General features: G+C 70.1%; 16 protein-coding genes and 1 tRNA gene. 8 read left to right on the plus strand and 9 right to left on the minus strand.

What is annotated here, in order from left to right:
• Positions 1-122: 122 nt before the first annotated feature.
• Positions 123-1,901 (minus strand): 1-deoxy-D-xylulose-5-phosphate synthase, encoded by a 1,779-nt coding sequence (locus AC07RV_RS39400; RefSeq protein ID WP_296781483.1) that lies wholly within the window; start codon positions 1,899-1,901, stop codon positions 123-125.
• 328 nt (positions 1,902-2,229) lie between these two features.
• Between AC07RV_RS39400 and aceE the strand changes: the two genes are divergently transcribed.
• On the plus strand, positions 2,230-4,899 hold the full coding sequence (gene aceE, locus AC07RV_RS39405; RefSeq protein WP_296781482.1) for a pyruvate dehydrogenase (acetyl-transferring), homodimeric type: 2,670 nt from the start codon (positions 2,230-2,232) through the stop codon (positions 4,897-4,899).
• Between the two features lie 73 nt (positions 4,900-4,972).
• The gene (locus tag AC07RV_RS39410; RefSeq protein WP_296781481.1) at positions 4,973-5,530 is read left to right on the plus strand and encodes a MarR family winged helix-turn-helix transcriptional regulator; all 558 of its coding nucleotides are present in this window, start codon (positions 4,973-4,975) and stop codon (positions 5,528-5,530) included.
• A gap of 1 nt (position 5,531) precedes the next feature.
• Here the strand turns inward: AC07RV_RS39410 and AC07RV_RS39415 are convergent, their stop codons facing one another.
• Positions 5,532-6,083: an RNA 2'-phosphotransferase gene (locus AC07RV_RS39415; RefSeq protein ID WP_296781480.1), complete on the minus strand. Its 552-nt coding sequence runs from the start codon at positions 6,081-6,083 to the stop codon at positions 5,532-5,534.
• Positions 6,080-6,973 (minus strand): LysR family transcriptional regulator, encoded by an 894-nt coding sequence (locus tag AC07RV_RS39420; protein WP_296781479.1) that lies wholly within the window; start codon positions 6,971-6,973, stop codon positions 6,080-6,082. Before AC07RV_RS39420 ends, AC07RV_RS39415 begins: the two co-directional genes overlap by 4 nt.
• 97 nt (positions 6,974-7,070) lie before the next feature.
• Between AC07RV_RS39420 and AC07RV_RS39425 the strand changes: the two genes are divergently transcribed.
• A complete protein-coding gene (locus AC07RV_RS39425) occupies positions 7,071-7,571 on the plus strand; it encodes a hypothetical protein (RefSeq protein ID WP_296781478.1) in 501 nt (166 codons plus the stop codon).
• A gap of 1 nt (position 7,572) precedes the next feature.
• On the opposite strand, the gene AC07RV_RS39430 is transcribed toward AC07RV_RS39425, so the two are convergent.
• Together AC07RV_RS39430 and AC07RV_RS39435 are read right to left on the minus strand one after the other, a co-directional pair.
• The gene (locus tag AC07RV_RS39430) at positions 7,573-8,301 is read right to left on the minus strand and encodes a glutathione S-transferase (RefSeq protein WP_296781477.1); all 729 of its coding nucleotides are present in this window, start codon (positions 8,299-8,301) and stop codon (positions 7,573-7,575) included.
• A gap of 94 nt (positions 8,302-8,395) precedes the next feature.
• Positions 8,396-9,220, minus strand: a complete 825-nt coding sequence (locus tag AC07RV_RS39435) for a sulfite exporter TauE/SafE family protein (protein WP_296781476.1) — start codon at positions 9,218-9,220, stop codon at positions 8,396-8,398.
• Between the two features lie 115 nt (positions 9,221-9,335).
• Between AC07RV_RS39435 and AC07RV_RS39440 the strand changes: the two genes are divergently transcribed.
• On the plus strand, positions 9,336-10,106 hold the full coding sequence (locus tag AC07RV_RS39440) for an AraC family transcriptional regulator (RefSeq protein ID WP_296781475.1): 771 nt from the start codon (positions 9,336-9,338) through the stop codon (positions 10,104-10,106).
• On the opposite strand, the gene AC07RV_RS39445 is transcribed toward AC07RV_RS39440, so the two are convergent.
• Together AC07RV_RS39445 and baeS are read right to left on the minus strand one after the other, a co-directional pair.
• On the minus strand, positions 10,103-10,804 hold the full coding sequence (locus tag AC07RV_RS39445) for a response regulator (RefSeq protein ID WP_296781474.1): 702 nt from the start codon (positions 10,802-10,804) through the stop codon (positions 10,103-10,105). The two genes, AC07RV_RS39440 and AC07RV_RS39445, sit on opposite strands and share 4 nt — an antisense overlap.
• Positions 10,805-10,865: 61 nt before the next feature.
• Entirely contained in the window at positions 10,866-12,251 is a 1,386-nt protein-coding gene (baeS, locus tag AC07RV_RS39450; protein ID WP_296781473.1) for a sensor histidine kinase efflux regulator BaeS, read from the minus strand.
• A gap of 167 nt (positions 12,252-12,418) precedes the next feature.
• On the opposite strand from baeS, the gene AC07RV_RS39455 reads away from it, so the two are divergent.
• Positions 12,419-13,204: an SGNH/GDSL hydrolase family protein gene (locus AC07RV_RS39455; protein ID WP_492716055.1), complete on the plus strand. Its 786-nt coding sequence runs from the start codon at positions 12,419-12,421 to the stop codon at positions 13,202-13,204.
• A gap of 87 nt (positions 13,205-13,291) precedes the next feature.
• On the opposite strand, the gene AC07RV_RS39460 is transcribed toward AC07RV_RS39455, so the two are convergent.
• Positions 13,292-13,366, minus strand: a tRNA-Arg gene (locus AC07RV_RS39460).
• 42 nt (positions 13,367-13,408) lie between these two features.
• On the minus strand, positions 13,409-14,080 hold the full coding sequence (locus tag AC07RV_RS39465; protein ID WP_093350403.1) for a TetR family transcriptional regulator: 672 nt from the start codon (positions 14,078-14,080) through the stop codon (positions 13,409-13,411).
• 178 nt (positions 14,081-14,258) lie between these two features.
• On the opposite strand from AC07RV_RS39465, the gene AC07RV_RS39470 reads away from it, so the two are divergent.
• The 3 genes from AC07RV_RS39470 to AC07RV_RS39480 are packed head-to-tail and all read left to right on the plus strand — an operon-like array spanning position 14,259 to position 20,250.
• On the plus strand, positions 14,259-15,551 hold the full coding sequence (locus AC07RV_RS39470) for an efflux RND transporter periplasmic adaptor subunit (protein ID WP_093350400.1): 1,293 nt from the start codon (positions 14,259-14,261) through the stop codon (positions 15,549-15,551).
• Between the two features lie 18 nt (positions 15,552-15,569).
• Positions 15,570-18,737, plus strand: coding sequence for an efflux RND transporter permease subunit (locus AC07RV_RS39475; RefSeq protein ID WP_093350397.1), 3,168 nt, complete (start codon positions 15,570-15,572; stop codon positions 18,735-18,737).
• Positions 18,724-20,250, plus strand: a complete 1,527-nt coding sequence (locus AC07RV_RS39480) for an efflux transporter outer membrane subunit (protein ID WP_093350395.1) — start codon at positions 18,724-18,726, stop codon at positions 20,248-20,250. The genes AC07RV_RS39475 and AC07RV_RS39480 overlap by 14 nt, the downstream gene beginning before the upstream one ends.
• Positions 20,251-20,360 lie beyond the last annotated feature (110 nt).

The raw sequence follows: 20,360 nt of genomic DNA on the forward strand, positions 1-20,360 counted from the left end.
GAAGAACAAGGCGCGCCGGGTGCGGAGGATTCGGCGCGAATTGTCGGGCAGAGCCCTGGCGCCGCGCCATGCCGGCGGGGCAAGAGGCGCGTTTGCCCTACATCCGCGCGTTGCGCGGGCCGTCAGTGCATTTCGACGAACGCCCGGATCGCCCCGACGATGCCCGCCGCATCGAGGCCCTGCAGCGCGAGCAGCTCGCTGCGGTCCCCATGCCCGATGAAGACGTCGGGCAAGCCCAGGCGCAGCACCCGCACGGGCAGCCCCTCCATCGCGATGCGCTCCGCGCAGGCCGCGCCCGCGCCGCCGATGGCCGAGGCCTCCTCGAGCGTGACGAGCACCTCGTGCGTCGCGGCCAGTTCGAGCAGCAGCGCCTCGTCCAGCGGCTTGACGAAGCGCATGTTGGCGACGGTCGCGTCGAGCGCTTCGGCGGCTTCCATCGCGGCGTGGAGCAAGGGGCCGAAGGCGAGCAGCGCCACCCTGGCGGGCTTGTTTCTCGTCGACCTGCGCACGACCACGCCGCGGCCGATCGCCAGGGGCTGGTCCGTGCGAACGCCGTCGTCCGCGGGCACGACGGCCCTCGGGTAGCGCACCGCCGACGGCCCGTCGTGGCCCAGCCCCAGCGCGAGCATCCGCCGGCACTCGTGCCCGTCGGCCGGCGTCATCAGCAGCAGGTTCGGAATGCAGCGCAGCGCTGCGACATCGAAGGCGCCCAGGTGCGTGGCGCCGTCGCCGCCCGCGATCCCCGCGCGGTCGATCGCGAACAGCACCGGCAGGTTCTGCAGGCAGACGTCGTGGATGAGCTGGTCGTAGCCGCGCTGCAGGAAGGTCGAATAGATCGCCACGATCGGCCGCATGCCGGCCGCCGCGAGCCCCGCGGCCAGCGTCACCGCATGCTGCTCCGCGATGGCGGCATCCACGAAGCGCGAGGGAAACCGCCGCTCGAAATCGACCAGGCAGGAGCCCTCGCGCATCGCGGGCGTGATCGCGATGACCGCGGGATCGTTCGCCGCGGCATCGCAGACCCATTCGCCGAAGACCTGGCTGAAGGTCGGGCGGCTCGCCGCCTTGGCGACCACGCCCACGGCGAGATCGAAGGGGCCGGGGCCGTGGTAGGTGGTCGGGTCCGCCTCGGCCGGTGCGTAGCCCCGGCCTTTTTGCGTGACGACGTGGATGACTTGCGGCGCGCGCGACTGCTTCGCGGCGCGGAACGCGGCCACGAGCGCCTCGACATCGTGGCCGTCGATGGGACCGGTGTAGCGCAGGCCGAGCAGCTCGAACAGCGAGCGGTGATCGCCGCGAGCGGAAGCGCCGCGCTCGACCAACCCACGCAGATGCTGGTGCAGCGCGCCCAGCGCGGGCGAGATCGACATCCCGTTGTCGTTGAGCACCACGACGAGCGGCAGGGCCGCGAAGCTGCCCGCATGGTTGAGCGCCTCGAAAGTCATGCCCGCCGACAGCGCGCCGTCGCCAACGATCGCGACGGCATGGCGGCCATCGTCCCGCATGCCCATCGCCAGGCCCAGCGCCGCCGAGACGGCCGTGCCTGCATGGCCCGCGCCGAAGGGGTCGTAGGGCGACTCGTCCCTCGAGGTGAAACCCGACAGGCCGCCGACCTTGCGCAGGGTGCCCATGGCCGGACCGCGGCCCGTGAGGATCTTGTGCGCATAGCACTGGTGGCCGACGTCCCAGACCAGCGCATCGCGCGGCGTGTCGAAGGCGTGATGCAAGGCGAGCGTGAGCTCGACCACGCCGAGGTTCGAGGCGAGATGGCCGCCGGTTCGCGACACGCTGCGCAGCAGCGCGCGTCGGAGATCGGTGGCCACTTCGGCGAGGTCTGAGGGATCGAGGTCGCGCAACTGCGCGGGCGTGGGAAAGCTGGATGACGGGTCGGAGGGCGGCATGGATGCCTTTGGGTTCTCGAGGGGGTTGTCTTCGGCCCCGGCGGACGCCATGGGCATGGGTACGGATCTGCCACATCAATAGTTGCTATCGCATGCAGATAGATCCGCCGAGATCGAGGTCATGGCGGCGAATCATGGCCAATTCAGCCTTCTTCATCCACCACATCGCCTCGATCCACGCCAGGCAGGTTACAGCACAACTGATTGCATTTGCAATCAACTGGGGATACATTTCCGTTGCGCATTGCACGATTCATATCCACATAATGAAATTCAGTGAGATGCGAACAACGTTCGAACAACGAACCGCACAACGAAGGAGCAACGAATGAACGACTTGGCGAGCGCGGACGACATCGATCCGCAAGAGACACGCGAATGGCTCGACGCCATGCGCGCCGTGGTGATCCACGAAGGCCGCGACCGGGCCCATTACCTGCTGGACCAGCTGATCGAGCAGGATCACGCGGCCGCGGGCCGCTATGCCGCGCCGCGCACCACGCCCTACGTGAACACCGTGCGCGTCGCCGACCAGCCGGCCTTTCCGGGCGACGTGAACATCGAGCTGCGGCTCGATGCCTACCTGCGCTGGAACGCGATGGCGCTGGTGCTGCGCGCGGGCAAGCACTCGGGCGTCGGCGGCCACATCGCGACCTATGCCTCGGCCACCACGCTCTACGAGACCGGCTACCGGCACTTCTTCCGCGCCGCCACGCCCGAGTTCCTCGGCGACATGCTCTACATCCAGGGCCATTCGTCGCCCGGCATCTATGCGCGCGCCTACCTCGAGGGGCGCCTGTCGGAGCAGCAGATGGACCGCTTCCGGCGCGAGATCGGCGGCGGCCTCGCCTCCTATCCGCATCCGCGCACGATGCCGGACTTCTGGCAGTTCCCGACCGTCTCGATGGGCCTGGGTCCGCTGATGGCGGCCTACCAGGGGCGCTACATGCGCTACCTCGAGGACCGCGGACTGATCCCGGCGCAGGGCCGCAAGGTCTGGGCCTTCCTCGGCGACGGCGAGCAGGACCAGCCCGAGACCCTGGCCGCGGTCGCGATGGCGGGCCGCGAGAAGCTCGACAACCTGATCTTCGTGGTGAACTGCAACCTGCAGCGCCTCGACGGCCCGGTGCGCGGCAACGCCAAGATCATCCAGGAGCTCGAGAGCGTCTACCGCGGCGCGGGCTGGAACGTGATCAAGGTCGTCTGGGGCAGCGGCTGGGACGAGCTGCTGGCGCAGGACCACGACGGCCGGCTGCACCGGCGCATGATGGAATGCGTCGACGGCGAATACCAGGCCTTCAAGGCGCACGGCGGCGACTACGTGCGCGAACACTTCTTCGGCAAGGACCCCGAGCTGCTCCAGCGGGTCGCGCACCTGAGCGACGCGCAGATCGGCGCCCTCGCCCGCGGCGGCCACGATCCACTGAAGGTGCACGCGGCCTATGCCGCCGCCGTGCGCCATCAAGGCCAGCCGACCGTGATCCTCGCCAAGACGGTGAAGGGCTACGGCATGGGCGCGGCCGGCGAAGCGGCCAACATCAACCACCAGTTGAAGAAGATGGGCGACCCGGCCGTGCGCGCCTTCCGCGACCGCTTCGCGATCCCGGTGCCCGACGAACGGCTCGAGGAAATTCCATACATCAAGCCCGCGCCCGGCAGCCCCGAGGCCGCCTGCCTCGAGGCCGGCCTGAAGCGCGCCGGCGGGCTCCTGCCCTCACGCTCGCGCGGACCGGGCCCGCTGGCAACGCCCGCGCTCGCGGCCTTCGCGAGCCATCTGCAAAGCAGCGGCGAGCGCGAGTACGCCACCACCATGGCCTTCGTGCGCATCCTCGCGCAACTGCTCAAGGACCCGGTGCTGGGTCCGCGCGTGGTGCCGATCGTGCCCGACGAGTCGCGCACCTTCGGCATGGACGGCATGTTCCGCCAGGTCGGCATCTACTCGCACGTGGGCCAGCTCTACACGCCGCAGGACGCGGACCAGCTGAGCTTCTACAAGGAGGACCGCCAGGGGCAGATCCTGCAGGAAGGCATCAACGAGTCGGGCGCGATGTCGTCCTGGATCGCGGCGGCGACCGCGCACAGCACGCACGGCGTCGCCACCATCCCGTTCTACATCTTCTATTCGATGTTCGGCTTCCAGCGCGTGGGCGACCTGGCCTGGGCCGCCGGCGACATCCGCGCGCGCGGCTTCCTGCTGGGCGCGACCTCGGGCCGCACCACGCTCGAGGGCGAGGGCCTGCAGCACGACGACGGCCACAGCCACGTGCTGTCCTCGGTGATCCCGTCGTGCGTGTCCTACGACCCCGCCTACGCGTACGAGATCGCGGTCATCGTGCAGGACGGGCTGCGCAGGATGTACGGCGAGCCGCAGGAGGACGTCTTCTATTACCTCACGCTGCTCAACGAGAAGACCGCGCACCCGGCGATGCCCGAAGGTGCCGAGGAAGGCATCGTGAAAGGCATGTACTGCCTGAAGCGGGGCGCACGTGCCGCCGGCGCGCCGCATGTGCAGCTGATGGGCAGCGGCGCGATCCTCTCCGAGGTGATCGCGGCCGCCGCGCTGCTGCAGCGCGACTTCGGCGTGAGCGCCGACATCTGGAGCGTGACCAGCTTCTCGGAGTTGCGCCGCGACGGCCTCGAAGCCGAGCGCTGGAACCGCCTGCATCCGGCGCAGGCGCCACGCGCTTCGTATGTCGCGCACTGCCTGGCCGGCCAGGACGGACCGGCGATCGCCGCCACCGACTACATGAAGATCGTGCCCGACCAGATCCGCCCCTTCGTCGGGGAGCGCCGCTTCGTGACCCTGGGCACCGACGGCTTCGGCCGCTCCGACACGCGCGAAGCGCTGCGCGCCTTCTTCGAGGTCGACCGCCATCACGTCGCGCTCGCGGCGCTCAAGGCGCTGGCCGACGACGGCGTGGTCGACGCGGAGCTGCCGGCACGGGCCCTGTCGCTCTACGGCATCGACCCCGAGGCCAGGTACGCGGCACTCCCTTAGCGGTGCGCGCCCGGGTGGCTGACCGCGGCGGAGAGAGAATCGAGGCTCACTCCCGAAAGCGCTCCCCACCCGTATGGCAACGCCCCGTTTCACCGCCGTGCGCGGCACCTCCACCTGGGCCTCCTTCATCAGCGCCTATGTGCTGGTGCTCGACTTCATGGAGGACAGCTTCCGCAAGGAAGGCCTGCCGCCGCTGACCTGGTACGACGTGCTGTGGCTGCTCGACGCCTCGCCGAACGGCCGCATGCGCATGCACGAACTCGCGGAGCGCGCGGTCTACAGCCGCAGCTTCATCTCGCGCATCGTCACCACGCTCGAGGCCGAGGGCCTGGTGGTGCGCGAGGTCGACGAGACCGACGGGCGCGGCCGCGTCGCGGTGCTGACCGAGCAGGGCCGCGCGCTGCGCCGCAAGATGTGGCCGCCCTACCAGAAGCTCATCCACGAGATGTTCAACGAACACATGACGGCTTCGGAGCTCGAGTCGATGGAGCGCGGCCTGCGCCGCGTGATCGCGGGCGCGCACCAGCGCAACCAGGACCTGCGCAGCGCCGCGGCGCAGCCCGCCGCCGAACCCCGAACCACCCGCAAGCGCTCGCGTTCGCGCTCGACCACCCAGCGCTCGGGCGCCTAGCTCAGACGGACGAAGGCCAGCCCGACAGGAACCGCGGCGGCACGGCCTCCGTCAGCCAGACCCCGTTCTCCGCGCGATGGAAGGCATGGCCCAGCGCCTGCATTCCGCCCGCATCGACCCGCAGCACATGCGCCTTGCCATGGCGCTGCCCCACCTGCACGGCGGTCGCCTCGTCGGCCGACAGGTGCACATGCTGCCGCGAGCCGGGCCGCAGGCCTTCGGCCCGGATCGATGCGAGGAAGCGCGTGGCCGTGCCGTGGAAGAGCACGGCCGGTGGCACCGCCGGTTCGAAGCTGCGGCGGACCTGCGACGTCGAATGGCCCTGCAGCGCGCGGATGCACCGGCCATCGGCCGACAGCGCGTAGCGCTTCTTCGCGCCGGCATCGACCGCCTGCACGACCTGCGCATGCGTGAGCGCGCGGCCCGCGGCCACCGCGCCCGCCACGAGCGCATCGATCTCGGCCCAGCCCTCGGCATCGAGCGCGAGGCCGATCGATTCGGGCGCATGCCGCAGCACGTAGGCGATGAACCGGCTCGCGTCCTCGGGCGTCATGCGCTCTTCCAGTGATCGGCCTGCGCGAGCAGCGCATTCCACAGGCGCTGCGCATGCACGGACGGCGGACGATCGGCCGCGCGGAACAGGTGGTACTCGAGCGGCGGATAGCCCTGCAGCGGCACCGCCACCAGGCCCTTGGGAATGCGGCAGCAGGCATTCACCACCGTCAGCCCGAAGCCCAGTTGAGCGAAGCGCAGCATCAGCTCCCAGCCATCGGCCTCGAGCGAGGGCTGCCACGCCACCGACTCGGCCTGCAACAGCCGGCCGAGCAGTTCGCGGTGCGGCCGGCCCGCGGGCGGCACGATCAGGCTCGCGCCCTGCAGGTCGCGCAGGCGCACCGAACGGCGCGAGGCCAGCGTATGCGCGCGCGGCAGCACCAGCACCTGGCCGACGACCGTGAGCCGCACCGCATGCAGGTCGGCCGGCACGCCGCCCAGCGGCGCGATGCCCAGTTGCGCCTGGCCCGCACGCACCGCCTGCACCGAGGCGTCGCGGTTGCGCGTGAGCAATTGCAGGTGCGGCGAGGCGCCCGGCCCCGAGAACTGCGACAGCGCCTTGCCCAGCAGGTAGAGGTAGGCACCCTCGCCGGCCGCGAGGCTCACCACCGCCTGCTCCTGCCCCTGCGCGAGCCCCTTCACGAAGCGCTGGTTGAGCAGCAGCAGCTCGCGCGCATGGCGCGCCACCTGTTCGCCCGCGCTCGTGAGCTGCAGCGCGCTGCCCACGCGCAGGTAGAGCTTGGCGTCGAGCTGCTCCGCGAGCTTGCGCACCTTCGCATGCAGCGCCGGCTGGCTGATGTGCAGCAGGCGCGCCGATTCGCTGAAGTTCAGCGTGTCGGCGAACACGGCGAAGGATTGCAGCGCGTCGAGGTTGGTGCGGGGGATGTCCATCTATCCATTCTATGGATAGCCCATCGGATATCGGTAGTTCCTGGTGATGGCCTTCGTTCCTACGATCCACCGCACACACAAAAGAAAGGAATACGACATGAAGAACGCATCGCAACATCTCCCGCGCCTGGGCATCGACATCGGCCGCGTGCTGATCGCGGCCGAACGGGCCGACGGCGGCGACACCGCCTTCATCGGCGGCTCGCTGCGGGACGCGCTCGACACGCCGCCCTACGAAGGCATGTTCGAGGCCGTCGCGCCGCTGGTCGATCGCTTCGAGGGACGCGTCTGGCTGGTGTCGAAATGCGGGCCGAGCGTGCAGGCCAAGAGCCGCGCCTGGCTCGCGCACCACCGCTTCTTCGAACGCACGGGCATGGCGCCCGGCAACCTGCGTTTCTGCCTGCAGCGTCCGCAGAAGGCCGACCACTGCCGCGAACTGGGCATCACGCATTTCATCGACGACCGCAGCGACGTGCTGCGCCACCTCGAGGGCATCGTGCCGAACCGCTACCTGTTCGGCCCGCAGGCCAGGCCCGTGGCCATGGCCGGCCTGGTGCCACTGCCCGCATGGCGCGATGCGGCGGCGCTGGTGCGTTGATTCAGGCGTCCAGCTCGGGATAGCGCCGGAAGATGCCTTCCTCGTTGAAGGCGATGCGGCGCGGGCTCTGCAGGTACGCCTGCACGCTCTGGCGGCGCCGGACGTTGGCATGCAGCTTCGCCACCGCCGGCGTCTTCGCGAGCGCGTGCGCGGTGGCCTTGGGAAAGGCGTACTGAAGTCCGTCGACCAGCTGGAACAGCGACAGGTCGGCATAGGTCAGCACATCGCCCACCAGGTGCAGGTCGCCCGAGGGATTGCGCTGCAGCACGCGCTCGAACCAGTTCAGGAACTTCGGGATGCGCTGCTCGCGGAAGCCCTTCGCACGCGCCAGCGCGGCGTCGCGCTGGTCCTCGTAGTAGTCGCCGGTCGAGAGCGGATGGTGCGTGTCGTGCGCCTCGGCCACCGCGTCGGCGATGGTGAGCTGCAGCTGATGCGTCCACAGGCCGTCCGATTCGCCGACGCCGGCCAGGCCCAGGCGCGGCCCCAGGTAGAGCAGGATCGCGGCGGTCTGGCCGACGACGATGTCGCCGTCGACGAGAAAAGGCGGTGCGAATGGTGGCCGCGTCTGCAGGGGATCGGCAAGCCGGCGGCCAAGGGCGCTTTCGCCGCCGCCCTGGTCCTCGCGCTCGCGCGCCACGTCGACGTAGTCGGCACCGGCGGCCTCGAGCGCGAGCCGCACGAATTCGCCGCGGCCCTGGATGGTGGGCCAGTAATGGAGTTGGTAAGGCATGCGGCCATGGTGGCAGGCCCGGCGCGGCGCCGCAACCGCCGGCGCCCAACTGTCGAACTTCGATGACAAGCAGGCGCGCGTTTCGCGAACCGGCTCAGCGCAGCAGCATGCCCAGCAGCACCGCCACCAGCAGCGCGAGGTAGCCCCAGGCATGCACGCGGTCGGGCAGGCGGCCGATCAGCGGCGCGGCGGCGCGCACGCCCAGCAGCGAGCCGGCGACCAGCGCGGCGAAGGCCGGCAGGTCCACGTAACCGAGGTGCCTGCCCTCGAGCGCCGCGCCCGAGCGCCAGGCCAGCGCCATGTAGGTGGCGGTGCCGGCCAGCGCGATGGGCAACGACAGCGGGTTGGCCATGGCGGTGGCGCGCGTCATGTCGATGCCGCGGCGGCGCATCAGCGGCACGGTCATCACGCTGCCGCCCACGCCGAGGAAGGCCGCGATCAGGCCGATGACGAAACTGCCCGCGGTGGCGATGCCGCGCGAGAGCGGCGCGATGGCCGCCGTTGCCGTGGCACGGCGCACGATGAAGCCCGGGCGCAGCAGGCAGTCGAGGATGGTGACGCCCAGATAGACGATGAAGGCCAGCCGCACGAACCCGCCATCGGCCTGCACCGCGGCCGCGGCACCGACGATGGCGCCGAGGCCGATGAAGCCGAGCAACGGCCGGATCAGCGGCCAGTCGATGGTGCCGGCGCGCTGGTGGCGCCGCGTGGCGAGCAGCGCGCTCACGATCATCACGCAGGTCGAGGTCGCCACCGCGATGTGCATGGCCGCGCGGCCGGTGGCGCTGTACTCGCCATGCGCGAGCAGCAGCACGCGGTAGAGCAGCGGCACCACGACGAAGCCACCGCCGAAACCGAACAGCACGGTGGTGACGCCCGCGAGGCCACCGAAGACCGCGAGCAGAAGATAGATCCACACGAGAGGCACTCCAGGAGAACGAAGACAGGCCCCGAAGATAGGCCGCTGCCGTGCGGCGCGCCCGCGCAAGCCGGACAATGATGTTTTCGTTCCGGCCAAGCCACTTCTTCGCCTCATGCGCAATGTCCCGATCGATGCCGTCGACGCCATCGCCCGCCCGGTGCTCGCGATCGGCACCGATTACCCGCCGGGCCAGCTGCTGCCCACGCACAGCCATCGGCGCGCGCAGTTCCTCTACGGCGCGACCGGCGTGATGGAGGTCGGCACCGACGACGGCGCCTGGGTGGTGCCGCCGCAGCGCGGCGTGTGGATACCGGCGGGCCAGCCGCACCGCGTGCGCATGCTGGGCGTGAGCACGCGCAGCCTCTACATCGAGCCGCGCGAGGCGCCGCGCCATGGCCGCCAGTGCGAGGTGCTCGAGGTGTCGCCGCTGCTGCGCCAGTTGCTGATGGCGGCCGTCGAGGTACCCGCCGAGTACGAGCGCCAGGGCCGCGACGGCCTGCTGATGCGCCTCGCGCTGCACGAGCTGGCGCGCGCCGATGCGCTGCCGCTGCACCTGCCGCTGCCGCGCGAGCCGGCGCTGGCCGCGTTGTGCCTGGACTTCCTGCGCGCGCCCGACATCCACGCCACGCCGGCGCAATGGGCCGCGCGGCTGCATGTGAGCGAACGCACCTTCAGCCGCCGCTTCGGCCGCGAGACCGGCATGGCTTTCGGCCAGTGGCGCCAGCGCGCCTGCGTGCTGCTGGCGCTGTCGCGATTGGCGGCCGGCGAGCCCGTGACGACGGTGGCGCTGGACCTGGGCTACGACAGCCCCGCCGCGTTCTCGACCATGTTCCGCCGCGCGCTGGGCCGCCCGCCCTCGCACTTCGCCGACGCCGGGCCCTAGAGCTCCATGCGATAGCCCACGCTGTAGATCGACTTGATCCAGTCTTCCGAGCCACCGGCCTCGGCGAGCTTGCGGCGCAGGTTCTTGATGTGGCTGTCGATGGTGCGGTCGGTCACGACGCGCCGGTCGTCGTAGATGCGGCCCAGCAACTGGTCGCGCGAGAAGGCGCGGCCCAGCGCGCCATGCAGCACGGCCAGCAGGCGGAACTCGACCGGCGTGAGGTCGAGCTCGCGGCCGCGCACGCTGGCACGGCCCGTGGCCTCGACCACCAGCAGCGGGGCCTGCGCCGGCGTGGCCGCGGGCCTGGCGCTCGCGGCCCGATGCCGCCGCAGCACCGCGCCCACGCGCGCCACCACCTCGCGCGGGCTGAAGGGCTTGCACACGTAGTCGTCGGCGCCGATCTCCAGCCCCAGCAGGCGATCGACCTCCTCGACACGCGCGGTGACCATGATCACCGGCACCGCGCCGAGGCGCCGCAGGTCGCGGCAGATCTCCACGCCGTCGCGGCCGGGCAGCATCAGGTCGAGCAGCACCAGGTCGGGCCGCTGCGCGTGGAAGGCCGGCAGCGCGGCGTTGCCGTCGGCGACCCAGTGGTGCGTGTAGCCGGCCGCCGCGAGATAGTCGCCGAGCACGGCCGCCAGCCGCGGCTCGTCCTCGACGACGAGCACATGGCCCAGGGTCGGAAGGCCCGAGCTCATTGAAAGACCTTCGTGCTTCGCACTGCGGTGCGAGCTTGCTTGGGGCGGCCCGGCGCGGCGCTCATCCGTCGATCCCCGGCAGGTCGATGACGATGCGCAGCCCGCCGAACGGCGAGGCCTGGGCCTCGATGCGGCCCTCGTGCGCCTCGACGATGTTGCGGCAGATCGCCAGGCCCAGCCCGCTGCCGCCGCTGGCGCGGTTGCGCGAGCCCTCGACGCGGTAGAAGCGCTCGAACAGCTTCTCGAGCTTGTCGCTCGGCACGCCGGGCGCGCTGTCTTCCACCACGATGCGCACGCCGCCCTCGTGACGATCGGCGCGCACCTGCACCACGCCGCCGCGGTCGGTGTAGCGCAGTGAGTTCTCGAGCAGGTTTGCCGCCAGCTGCTGCAACCGCCGCTCGTCGCCGCTGATGGACAGCGGTGCCTGCGCGATCCGTACCCGCAGCTCGAGGCCCTCCGCCTCGAGCCGGCCCTGCATGCTGCCGACCGCCGCGCGCAGCACGGTGGCAACGTCGATCGGCGTGCGCCGGTAGGTCATCGCGCCGATGTCGGTCAGCGAGAGGTCGTGCAGGTCGTCGACCAGCTTGCCCAGCCGGCCGACCTCGGCATGCATCGCATCGACCGACTGCGCGGTGGTCGAACGGATGCCGTCCTGGATCGCCTCGAGCTCGGCGCGCAGCACCGCCAGCGGCGCGCGCAGCTCGTGCGAGATGTCGGCCATGAAGGTGCGGCGCGCACGTTCGGTGTGCTCCAGCGTCTGCGCCATGCGGTTGAAGTCCTTCGCGAGATGGCCGAGCTCGTCGTTCGAGCCGACCTCGATGCGCGAGGCGTAGTCGCCGGCCGCCAGCCGCTGCGTGGCGCCGGCCATGCCGCGCACCCGCCGCAGCAGCGCACGCGACAGCACGAAGGTCAGCAGCGCCGCCACCGCGATCGAGCCCAGGCCGATCAGCGTCAGGGCCTTGAACTGCCGCTCGAGGAAGCGCGCGTCGTCCTTGGGCAGCACGTCCTCGAAGGGCACCATCGCCACCCAGCCGACGATGCGCCCGTCGACCGTCACCGGCAGCCGGATCGAGTCCGGCCCGACCGAGGGATTGCCGACCACGCGGCGCAGTTGCGCGTCGAGCAGGCCGATGCGCGCAAGGGCGCCGGTCTGGTCGGACGAGGCGAGCTGCGGCGCCGGATCCACACCGGGCTCGCGCGCGATCGGCAGCACCAGCTCCATCCAGTTGCGGAAGTCCTGCCGCAGGAACTGCCAGTCGCCATGCGCCGCGTAGGCCGCGGCCACGCGCGGCAGCATCTCCTCGACGTGCGCGCGGCCCTGCTGGTTGAGGTAGCCGAGGAAGCCGCGCGCGAACACGAAGCGCATGGCGCCGGCCTGAACCACCACCACGGCGGCGCAAGCCACCAGCAGGAAGAAGAAGAGCTTGGTCCGGATGCCGATTCTCATGATGGATGCCGATGATGCCGCGCGGGCCGATGGCACGGGCGGCCCTGCGGCGATTGGCTGCGCGACGGCCCGCAAAAGCAAGCAAGGCCATGTCGGGGGTACGATCTTCACAGTTGCTCCACATTGCACTCGCAAGATGGCGACCTCGGAACCGGATTCCCCCTCCCATGTCTTCCCATTTCGCAGTGCACGCCCGTGCGCGCCAGGCCTCGCGCGCGTCGCGGGCCCTCCTTTCCCTCCTGGGCGCCTGCGCGCTCGCGGCCTGCGGGGTGTCCGCCCCCGACAAGGCCCGGCCGCCCGCGCCCGTGGCGCTCGCGCCGGCGGCGCCGGTTGTGCCGGCCGTGCAGCGCGCGCCCGAGGCGCCGCCCCAGGTCGCCGCCGCGCCCGCCACGCCGGCGGCCCCTGCCGCCGCGGCCGCGCCCAATTGCAGCGTCGTGCTCTATGGCGACTCGATCCTGCACGGCGGCTACGGCGGCAACCAGCGGCTGGCCGAACCGCCGGCCGCGGCGCTGAAGCGGCTGCGGCCGCGCTACACCATCGACGACCGCACCGCCAATGGCGAGACGGCCACCACGCGCGCGGCGAGCTTCGCGAGCGAGAAGCGCGAGGCGCGGTTCGTGGTCATCGGCCACGGCATCAACGACGCGGCGCTGTCGCTGCCGGTGGAAGCGCCGCTGCGCAGCATGATCGCCACCGCGATGCGCGAGGGCCGGGTCGTGATCGTCACCGGGCTGTCGCGCCAGCGCATCGCGGTGCCGGGCCGCGACAAGTACGACGCGGCCATCCGCAAGGTGGCGCAGGACACCGGCGCGGGCTTCGCGGACTGGGGCGCGGAAGAGTTCAGGGCCAGCGAGATGGCCGACATCCTGCATCCGGCGGGCGCCTATTCGCAGCGGCTGTCGATGCGCATCGTGCAGACGCTCGACCGGCTGGCGCCGGATTGCCGGGTCTGAAGCGCGGGCGATCCGCCTTCGCCCGATGACCGCCCCATGAAAAAGGCCGGAAGCCCCTTGGAGCTTCCGGCCTTTTTGCCGTGTGTCTGGTCCCGCCGCCAGGAATCGAACCTGGATCTCAGCCTTCGGAGGGCCGAATTCTATCCGTTGAAATACAGCGAGAAATGGGTTTCCGGTGAAACCGGAGCCTCGCATTATCGCCTATCACGCGGCCGCTGTTTCGGCTTCGTGTACGGCCGCCCCATTCGCCCCCGTCTGCCGCGCGAAACCAAGGCCCGCGAGGTACACGCGGAAGGTGCGCCGGCCCGTGGGCACGAGGTCGAAGGCCGCGGGATCGAGCAGCCAGTTCTGGATCAGTCCACTGATCAGCGCATGCAGCCCCTGCGCCGCCACGCTGCCGGGCACCGGCAGCTTGATGCGGGCGCGCCGCGCGGCCAGCCGCAGGGCCTTCTCGAAATCGACCACGCAGGCGTTGCGCGCATCGAGATGGCGCTGCTGCACCGAGGCCATGTCGTGGGTGTATTCGACCTTGTGGGTCGCCACGTCGAACACGCGGCGCACCTGCGGGTCGGTGGTCATGAGGGTCAGCGCATGCACCATGCCCTCCTCGATCTCGGCCAGCGGGTCGTCATGGCTCAGGGCCGCGGCCTTGGGCGGCGCCTCGAGCGGAAGAATGACCCGCTCCATCATCGCGTTGAAGAGATCGGCCTTGTCCTTGAAATGCCAATAGATCGCGCCCCGCGTCGCCCCGGCCTGCTGCGCGATCTGCTGCAGCGTGGTCTGGGAGACCCCTTGCGCCTGAAACAGCAACTCCGCGGCATCGAGCAGTCGATTCCGCGTCGCCAGTGCTTCTTCCTTCGTACGACGTGCCACCAAGTCTCCTGATTTGTAAAGGCAACGCCCTTTGCATATCGTGGGGCCATTGCGTGGATGTCACTATACATCCATGAATGTATGTAAACTGTCGCCCTTCCCGATGGCCCACCTGGCCGTGCTGGCTTTCCGGCGCGGCCGCAAGAATCGCCGTCTCCCGTCTTCGCTTCAAAGGAATCGCATGCCTCTCCTGCATGTTTCGCGCCCATCGTTTCTTTCGCCGCGCCTCGCGACCGTGGCTGCCGTCGTGTTGCTGGTCATCGCGGGTTGTTCGAAGAGCGACGCGCCAGCCGGCGCCGGTGCTGCCGGTGGTGGTGGCGGCGGCCATCCCGCCCCCGAAGTGGGCGTGATCGTCGCGGCGCCGGGCGATGTCGGCCTGGTGACCGAACTGCCGGGCCGCCTCGAGGCCTCGCGCGTGGCCCAGGTGCGCGCCCGTGCCGCCGGCATCCTGCTCAAGCGCGAGTTCCGCGAAGGCAGCGACGTGAAGGCCGGCCAGCTGCTGTTCCGCATCGATCCGGCACCGCTGGTGGCCGCCACGCAGAACGCGCAGGCCGCACTGGCCCGCTCCGAAGCCAATGCCGCGCAGGCCAAGGCCTTGGCCGACCGCTACAAGCCGCTGGTCGAGGCCAATGCCGTGAGCAAGCAGGAATACGTCAACGCGGTGGCTTCGCAGAAGACTGCCGAGGCCGACGTGGCCGCCAGCCGCGCCGCGCTGCAGACCGCGAAGATCAACCAGGGCTACGCCGACGTGACCTCGCCGATCTCGGGCCGCATCGGCCGCGCGCTGGTGACCGAAGGCGCGCTGGTCGGCCAGGGCGATGCCACCGAGCTGGCCGTGGTGCAGCAGATCAACCCGCTGTACGTGAATTTCACCCAGTCGGCCTCCGACGTGCTGAAGCTGCGCCGCGCGGTCGCCGCGGGCCAGTACAAGCGCGCCAGCGGCGAAGACGCGGCCAGCATCCGCCTGGTGCTCGAGGACGGCACCGACTACGGCCAGGACGGCAAGCTGCTGTTCTCCGACCTCACGGTCGACGCCACCACCGGCCAGGTCACGCTGCGCGCCGAGATCCCCAACCCCAAGGGCGAGCTGCTGCCCGGCCTGTACGTGCGCGTGAAGCTCGAGCAGGCGCAGGTCAGCAACGCGATCACGGTGCCGCAGCAGGCCGTCACGCGCACCCAGCAGGGTGACCACCTGACGGTGGTGGGCGCGGACGGCAAGCTGAGCCAGCGCACGGTGAAGATCAGCGCCGCCAAGGACAACCAGTGGGTGGTGCTCGAAGGCCTGAAGGCCGGCGAACAGGTGATGGTCGATGGCTTCCAGCGCCTGCAGATGATGCCGCCGGGCACGCCCGTGAAGGCCGTCCCGTGGACGAAACCGAATCCCAACGGTGCGGCGCCCGCCGCCGCGCCGGCAGCCTCTGGCGCGGCACCCGCCCCCCAGAAGGCAGCCTCGGCTCCGGCCGAGAAGAAGTAATCAAGGAGCGCGCCCGCAATGGCCAAATTCTTCATCGATCGACCCATCTTCGCGTGGGTGATCGCACTGTTCGTCATCGTTCTCGGCGGCGTGTCCATCACGCAGTTGCCGATCGCCCAGTACCCGCCGGTGGCGCCGCCCGCCATCGTGATCAACGTGGCCTATCCGGGTGCCTCGGCCCAGACGCTCGAGGACAGCGTGCTGTCCGTCATCGAGCGCGAAATGAACGGCTCGCCCGGCCTGATCTACATGGAATCGGTGGCGCAAGCCGACGGTACCGGTGCGATCACCATCAGCTTCGAGCCCGGCACCAATGAAGACCTCGCGCAGGTCGACGTGCAGAACCGGCTCTCGCGCGCCACGCCGCGGCTGCCCTCGGCCGTGACGCAACAGGGCGTGCAGGTCGACAAGTCGCGCGACAACTTCCTGCTGTTCGCGCTGCTCTCGTCGGACAACCCCGACGTCGACCCGGTGGCGCTCGGCGACTACGTCGCGCGCAACATCGTGCCCGAGCTGCAGCGCATCGAGGGCGTGGGCAAGGTGCAGCTGTTCGGTTCCGAGAATGCGATGCGCATCTGGATCGATCCGGCCAAGCTGCAGGGCTTCAACCTGTCGCCGTCCGACGTCAACACCGCGATCCGCGCCCAGAACGCCCAGGTGGCCTCGGGCACGCTCGGCGACCTGCCGAACGTGCCGGGCCAGGCCATCGCCGCCACGGTGACGGTCAACGGCCAGCTCACCAGCGTCGAGCAGTTCCGCGAGATCGTGCTGCGCGCCAACACCGACGGCTCGACCGTGCGGCTGAAGGACGTGGCGCGCGTCGAACTCGGCGGCCAGAGCTATGCCACCTCGGCGCGCCTGAACGGCGTGCCCGCGGTGGGCGTCGGCGTGCAGCCCACGCCGACCGGCAACGCGCTGCGTTCGGCCAAGGCCGTGCGCGCGAAGATGGTCGAGCTCGAACGCTACTTCCCCAAGGGCGTGAAATGGGACATCCCCTACGACAGCTCGCGCTTCGTGCAGATCTCGATCACCGAAGTGGTGAAGACGCTGTTCGAAGCCGTCGCGCTGGTGTTCCTCGTGATGTTCCTGTTCCTGCAGAACTGGCGCTACACGATCATCCCGACCATCGTGGTGCCGATCGCGCTGCTCGGTACCTTCGCCACCCTGCTCGCTTTGGGCTTCTCGATCAACGTGCTGACCATGTTCGGCATGGTGCTGGTGATCGGCATCGTGGTGGACGATGCGATCGTGGTGGTGGAGAACGTCGAACGCATCATGAGCGAGGAAGGGCTGTCGCCGCTGGAAGCCACGCGCAAGGCGATGCAGCAGATCTCGGGCGCCATCATCGGCGTGACCGTGGTGCTGATCTCGGTGTTCGTGCCGCTGGCCTTCTTCGCGGGTTCGACCGGCAACATCTACCGCCAGTTCTCGGCGGTGATGGTGGCCTCGATCGGCTTCTCGGCCTTCATGGCGCTGTCGCTCACGCCGGCGCTGTGCGCCACGCTGCTCAAGCCGGTGGAAGCCGGCCACCACCACGAGAAGCGCGGCTTCTTCGGCTGGTTCAACCGCGGCTTCTCGCGCACCGCCAAGGGCTATGAAAGCGTCGTCGCGCGCATCCTGCGCCGCGCCGCGCGCTACCTGATCATCTACGCGGCGATCATCGGCGCGGTGGTGTACTTCTACACGCACCTGCCGAGCTCGTTCCTGCCGCAGGAAGACCAGGGCAACATCATCGTGAACGTGCAGCTGCCGCCGGGCGCGACGCAGGAACGTGCGCTGTCGGTGATGCAGCAGGTCGAGGGCTTCATCATGAAGCAGCCCGAAGTGCAGAGCATCGTGAGCGTGATGGGCTTCAGCTTCTCGGGCCAGGGCCAGAACGCGGGCCTCGCGTTCGTGACGCTCAAGGACTGGGAGGAGCGCAAGGACCCGGGCAACTCGGCCAGCGCGCTCGCCGGCCGGGCCTTCGGCGCGCTCTCGGGCATCCGCGACGCCTTCATCTACCCGCTGAGCCCACCGCCGATTCCCGAACTGGGCAACGCCAGCGGCTTCAGCTTCCGGCTGCAGGACCGCTCGGGCGCGGGCCACGAGGCGCTCGTCAACGCGCGCAACCAGCTGCTGGGCATGGCCTCGCAGAGCAAGATCCTGTCGCAGGTCCGTCCCGATGGCCTGGAAGACGCACCGCAGCTGCAGATCGACATCGACCGCGACAAGGCCAACGCCCTGGGCGTGAGCTTCGATGCGATCAATGGCGCGCTGTCGACCGCGCTGGGTTCGAGCTACATCAACGACTTCCCGAACCGCGGCCGCCTGCAGCGCGTGGTGGTGCAGGCCGACGCCCCGGCGCGGATGCAGCCCGAGGACATGCTCAAGCTCAATGCGACCAACGCACAGGGCCAGCCGGTGCCGCTGGGCGCGTTCGCGACCACCAAGTGGGTCACCGGCGCGACGCAGACCGTGCGCTACAACGGCTATCCCGCGATGCGCATCAGCGGCGACGCGGCGGCCGGCTACAGCACCGGTGCCGCGATGGCCGAGATGGAGAAGCTCGCCTCGCAGCTGCCGCAAGGCTTCGGCTTCGAGTGGACCGGCCAGTCGCGCGAGGAAAAGCTCGCCGGCTCGCAGGCCATGATCCTCTACGGCTTCGCGATCCTGGCGGTGTTCCTCTGCCTGGCCGCGCTGTACGAGAGCTGGTCGATCCCGCTGTCGGTGATCCTGGTGGTGCCGCTGGGCGTGATCGGCGTGCTGCTCGCGACGCTGTTGCGTTCGTACTCGAACGACGTGTACTTCCAGGTGGGCCTGATCACGATCATCGGCTTGTCGGCGAAGAACGCGATCCTGATCATCGAGTTCGCCAAGGACCTGCAGGCGCAGGGCCGCGGCGTGATCGAGTCGGCGCTCGAGGCCGCGCACCTGCGGTTCCGGCCGATCATCATGACCTCGCTGGCCTTCGGCCTCGGCGTGGTGCCGCTGTTCACGGCCTCGGGTGCCGGCTCGGCGAGCCAGCGCGCCATCGGCACCGGCGTGCTCGGCGGGATGGTGACGGGCACCCTGCTCGCGGTGATCTTCGTGCCGGTCTTCTTCGTGGTGGTGCGCACGCTGTTCAAGGGCAGCGCGCGCCAGCACGAGGCCGACAAGCGGCATGCGCAAGCCGCCGGCATCTCGGAGGAAAAACATGAATCTCAATAACAGACTGATTCCCACCGCGCTGGCGGCCACGCTGCTGCTGGCCGGCTGCTCGCTGATCCCCACCTACGAGCGCCCCGCGGCGCCGGTGCCCACCACCTACCCGGGCGATCCGGCGCAGCCGGCCGGGCCGGCGGCGTCCGCCATGCCGTGGCAGGACTTCTTCACCGACCCGCGCCTGGCGGGCCTGATCCAGACCGCGCTGGCCAACAACCGCGACCTGCGCGTCTCGGTGCTCAACATCGAGCAGGCGCGCGCGCAGTTCCAGATCCAGCGCGCGGACCTGTTCCCCGCGCTGGGCCTGTCGGGCAACGGCTCGCGCTCGAGCCCCAACCCGTACCAGGCGATCGACAGCAGCCAGGGCAGCGTGACGTCGCAGTACTCGGTCAACCTCGGCATCACCGCCTGGGAGATCGACTTCTTCGGCCGCATCCGCGCGCTGAAGGACCAGGCGCTGGCGCAGTACCTCGCGACCGACGAAACGCGCAAGGCCGCGCAGATCAGCCTGATCGCCGCGGTCGCCAACGGCTGGCTCACGGTGCTGGCCGACGACGAGCTGCTCGAGATCACGCGCCAGACCTTGAGCACTCGCGAGGAATCGGTGCGGCTGACCAAGCTGCGCTTCGACAACGGTGTGTCGTCCGAGCTCGACTTCCAGGCCGCCAACTCGCTGGCCGAGACCGCGCGCGCCGCCTATGCGCAGCAGCTGCGCACGCGCCAGCAGGACGAGAACGCGCTCGCGCTGCTGCTGGGTGCACCGGTGCCGGCCAGCGCCTTCGCGGGCGCCAAGGGCCTGGGCGGCATCCGCCCGATCCCCGACGTGCCCGCGGGCCTGCCCTCCGACCTGCTGGCCGAGCGGCCCGACATCCGCGCGGCCGAGCAGCAGTTGATCGGCGCCAACGCCAACATCGGCGCGGCGCGCGCGAACTTCTTCCCGCGCGTCTCGCTGACCACCTCGATCGGCACCGCGAGCAGCGAGTTCTCGAACCTGTTCGACCGCGGCACCAAGGCCTGGAGCTTCGCGCCCTCGGTCACGCTGCCGCTGTTCGACGCGGGCCGCAACATCGCGGGCCTCGACTCGGCCAAGGCGGGGCGCGAGATCGCGGTGGCGCAGTACGAGAAGTCGATCCAGACCGCGTTCCGCGAAGTGGCCGATGCGCTCGCGGGCCGCGCCACCTTCGGCGAGCAGGCGCGCGCGCAGCGGGCGCAGGCCGATGCCGAGGCGGTGCGCTTCAAGCTCTCGGACCTGCGCTACCGCAACGGCGTGGCCAGCGCGCTCGACCTGCTCGACGCACAGCGCTCGCTGTTCACGGCGCAGCAGTCGGCCGTGACCACGCAGCTGCAACTGCTGCAGAACCAGGTCACGCTGTACAAGACGCTGGGCGGCGGCTGGGCCTCGCGCGATGCGGCCGCGGCCGGCACCGCGACGAGCGGCGCGAGCGGTGGCGCGGCACCCGCGGCCACGACCGGCGCGGCCGAAACGCCGCCCGCCGTCGTCATCCGCCGCAAGGGCTGAAGCCGCCTCGACGGTTGTTTGCGCGCAAATCCGCGCACGCTCATGCGACAGGCCCTTCGCCTTGCGGCGAAGGGCCTCTCTATAATCGTCGGTTGATTCGAAAAACGCCC

It is taken from the genome of Variovorax sp. GW821-FHT09B01 (assembly GCF_059418345.1).

Coding starts and splice junctions, on each gene's coding strand:
- AC07RV_RS39400 (WP_296781483.1), bottom strand. CDS start 1,901: ATGCCGCCCTCCGACCCGTCATCCAGCTTTCCCACGCCCGCGCAGTTG.
- aceE (WP_296781482.1), top strand. CDS start 2,230: ATGAACGACTTGGCGAGCGCGGACGACATCGATCCGCAAGAGACACGC.
- AC07RV_RS39410 (WP_296781481.1), top strand. CDS start 4,973: ATGGCAACGCCCCGTTTCACCGCCGTGCGCGGCACCTCCACCTGGGCC.
- AC07RV_RS39415 (WP_296781480.1), bottom strand. CDS start 6,083: ATGACGCCCGAGGACGCGAGCCGGTTCATCGCCTACGTGCTGCGGCAT.
- AC07RV_RS39420 (WP_296781479.1), bottom strand. CDS start 6,973: ATGGACATCCCCCGCACCAACCTCGACGCGCTGCAATCCTTCGCCGTG.
- AC07RV_RS39425 (WP_296781478.1), top strand. CDS start 7,071: ATGAAGAACGCATCGCAACATCTCCCGCGCCTGGGCATCGACATCGGC.
- AC07RV_RS39430 (WP_296781477.1), bottom strand. CDS start 8,301: ATGCCTTACCAACTCCATTACTGGCCCACCATCCAGGGCCGCGGCGAA.
- AC07RV_RS39440 (WP_296781475.1), top strand. CDS start 9,336: ATGCGCAATGTCCCGATCGATGCCGTCGACGCCATCGCCCGCCCGGTG.
- AC07RV_RS39445 (WP_296781474.1), bottom strand. CDS start 10,804: ATGAGCTCGGGCCTTCCGACCCTGGGCCATGTGCTCGTCGTCGAGGAC.
- baeS (WP_296781473.1), bottom strand. CDS start 12,251: ATGAGAATCGGCATCCGGACCAAGCTCTTCTTCTTCCTGCTGGTGGCT.
- AC07RV_RS39455 (WP_492716055.1), top strand. CDS start 12,419: ATGTCTTCCCATTTCGCAGTGCACGCCCGTGCGCGCCAGGCCTCGCGC.
- AC07RV_RS39470 (WP_093350400.1), top strand. CDS start 14,259: ATGCCTCTCCTGCATGTTTCGCGCCCATCGTTTCTTTCGCCGCGCCTC.
- AC07RV_RS39475 (WP_093350397.1), top strand. CDS start 15,570: ATGGCCAAATTCTTCATCGATCGACCCATCTTCGCGTGGGTGATCGCA.
- AC07RV_RS39480 (WP_093350395.1), top strand. CDS start 18,724: ATGAATCTCAATAACAGACTGATTCCCACCGCGCTGGCGGCCACGCTG.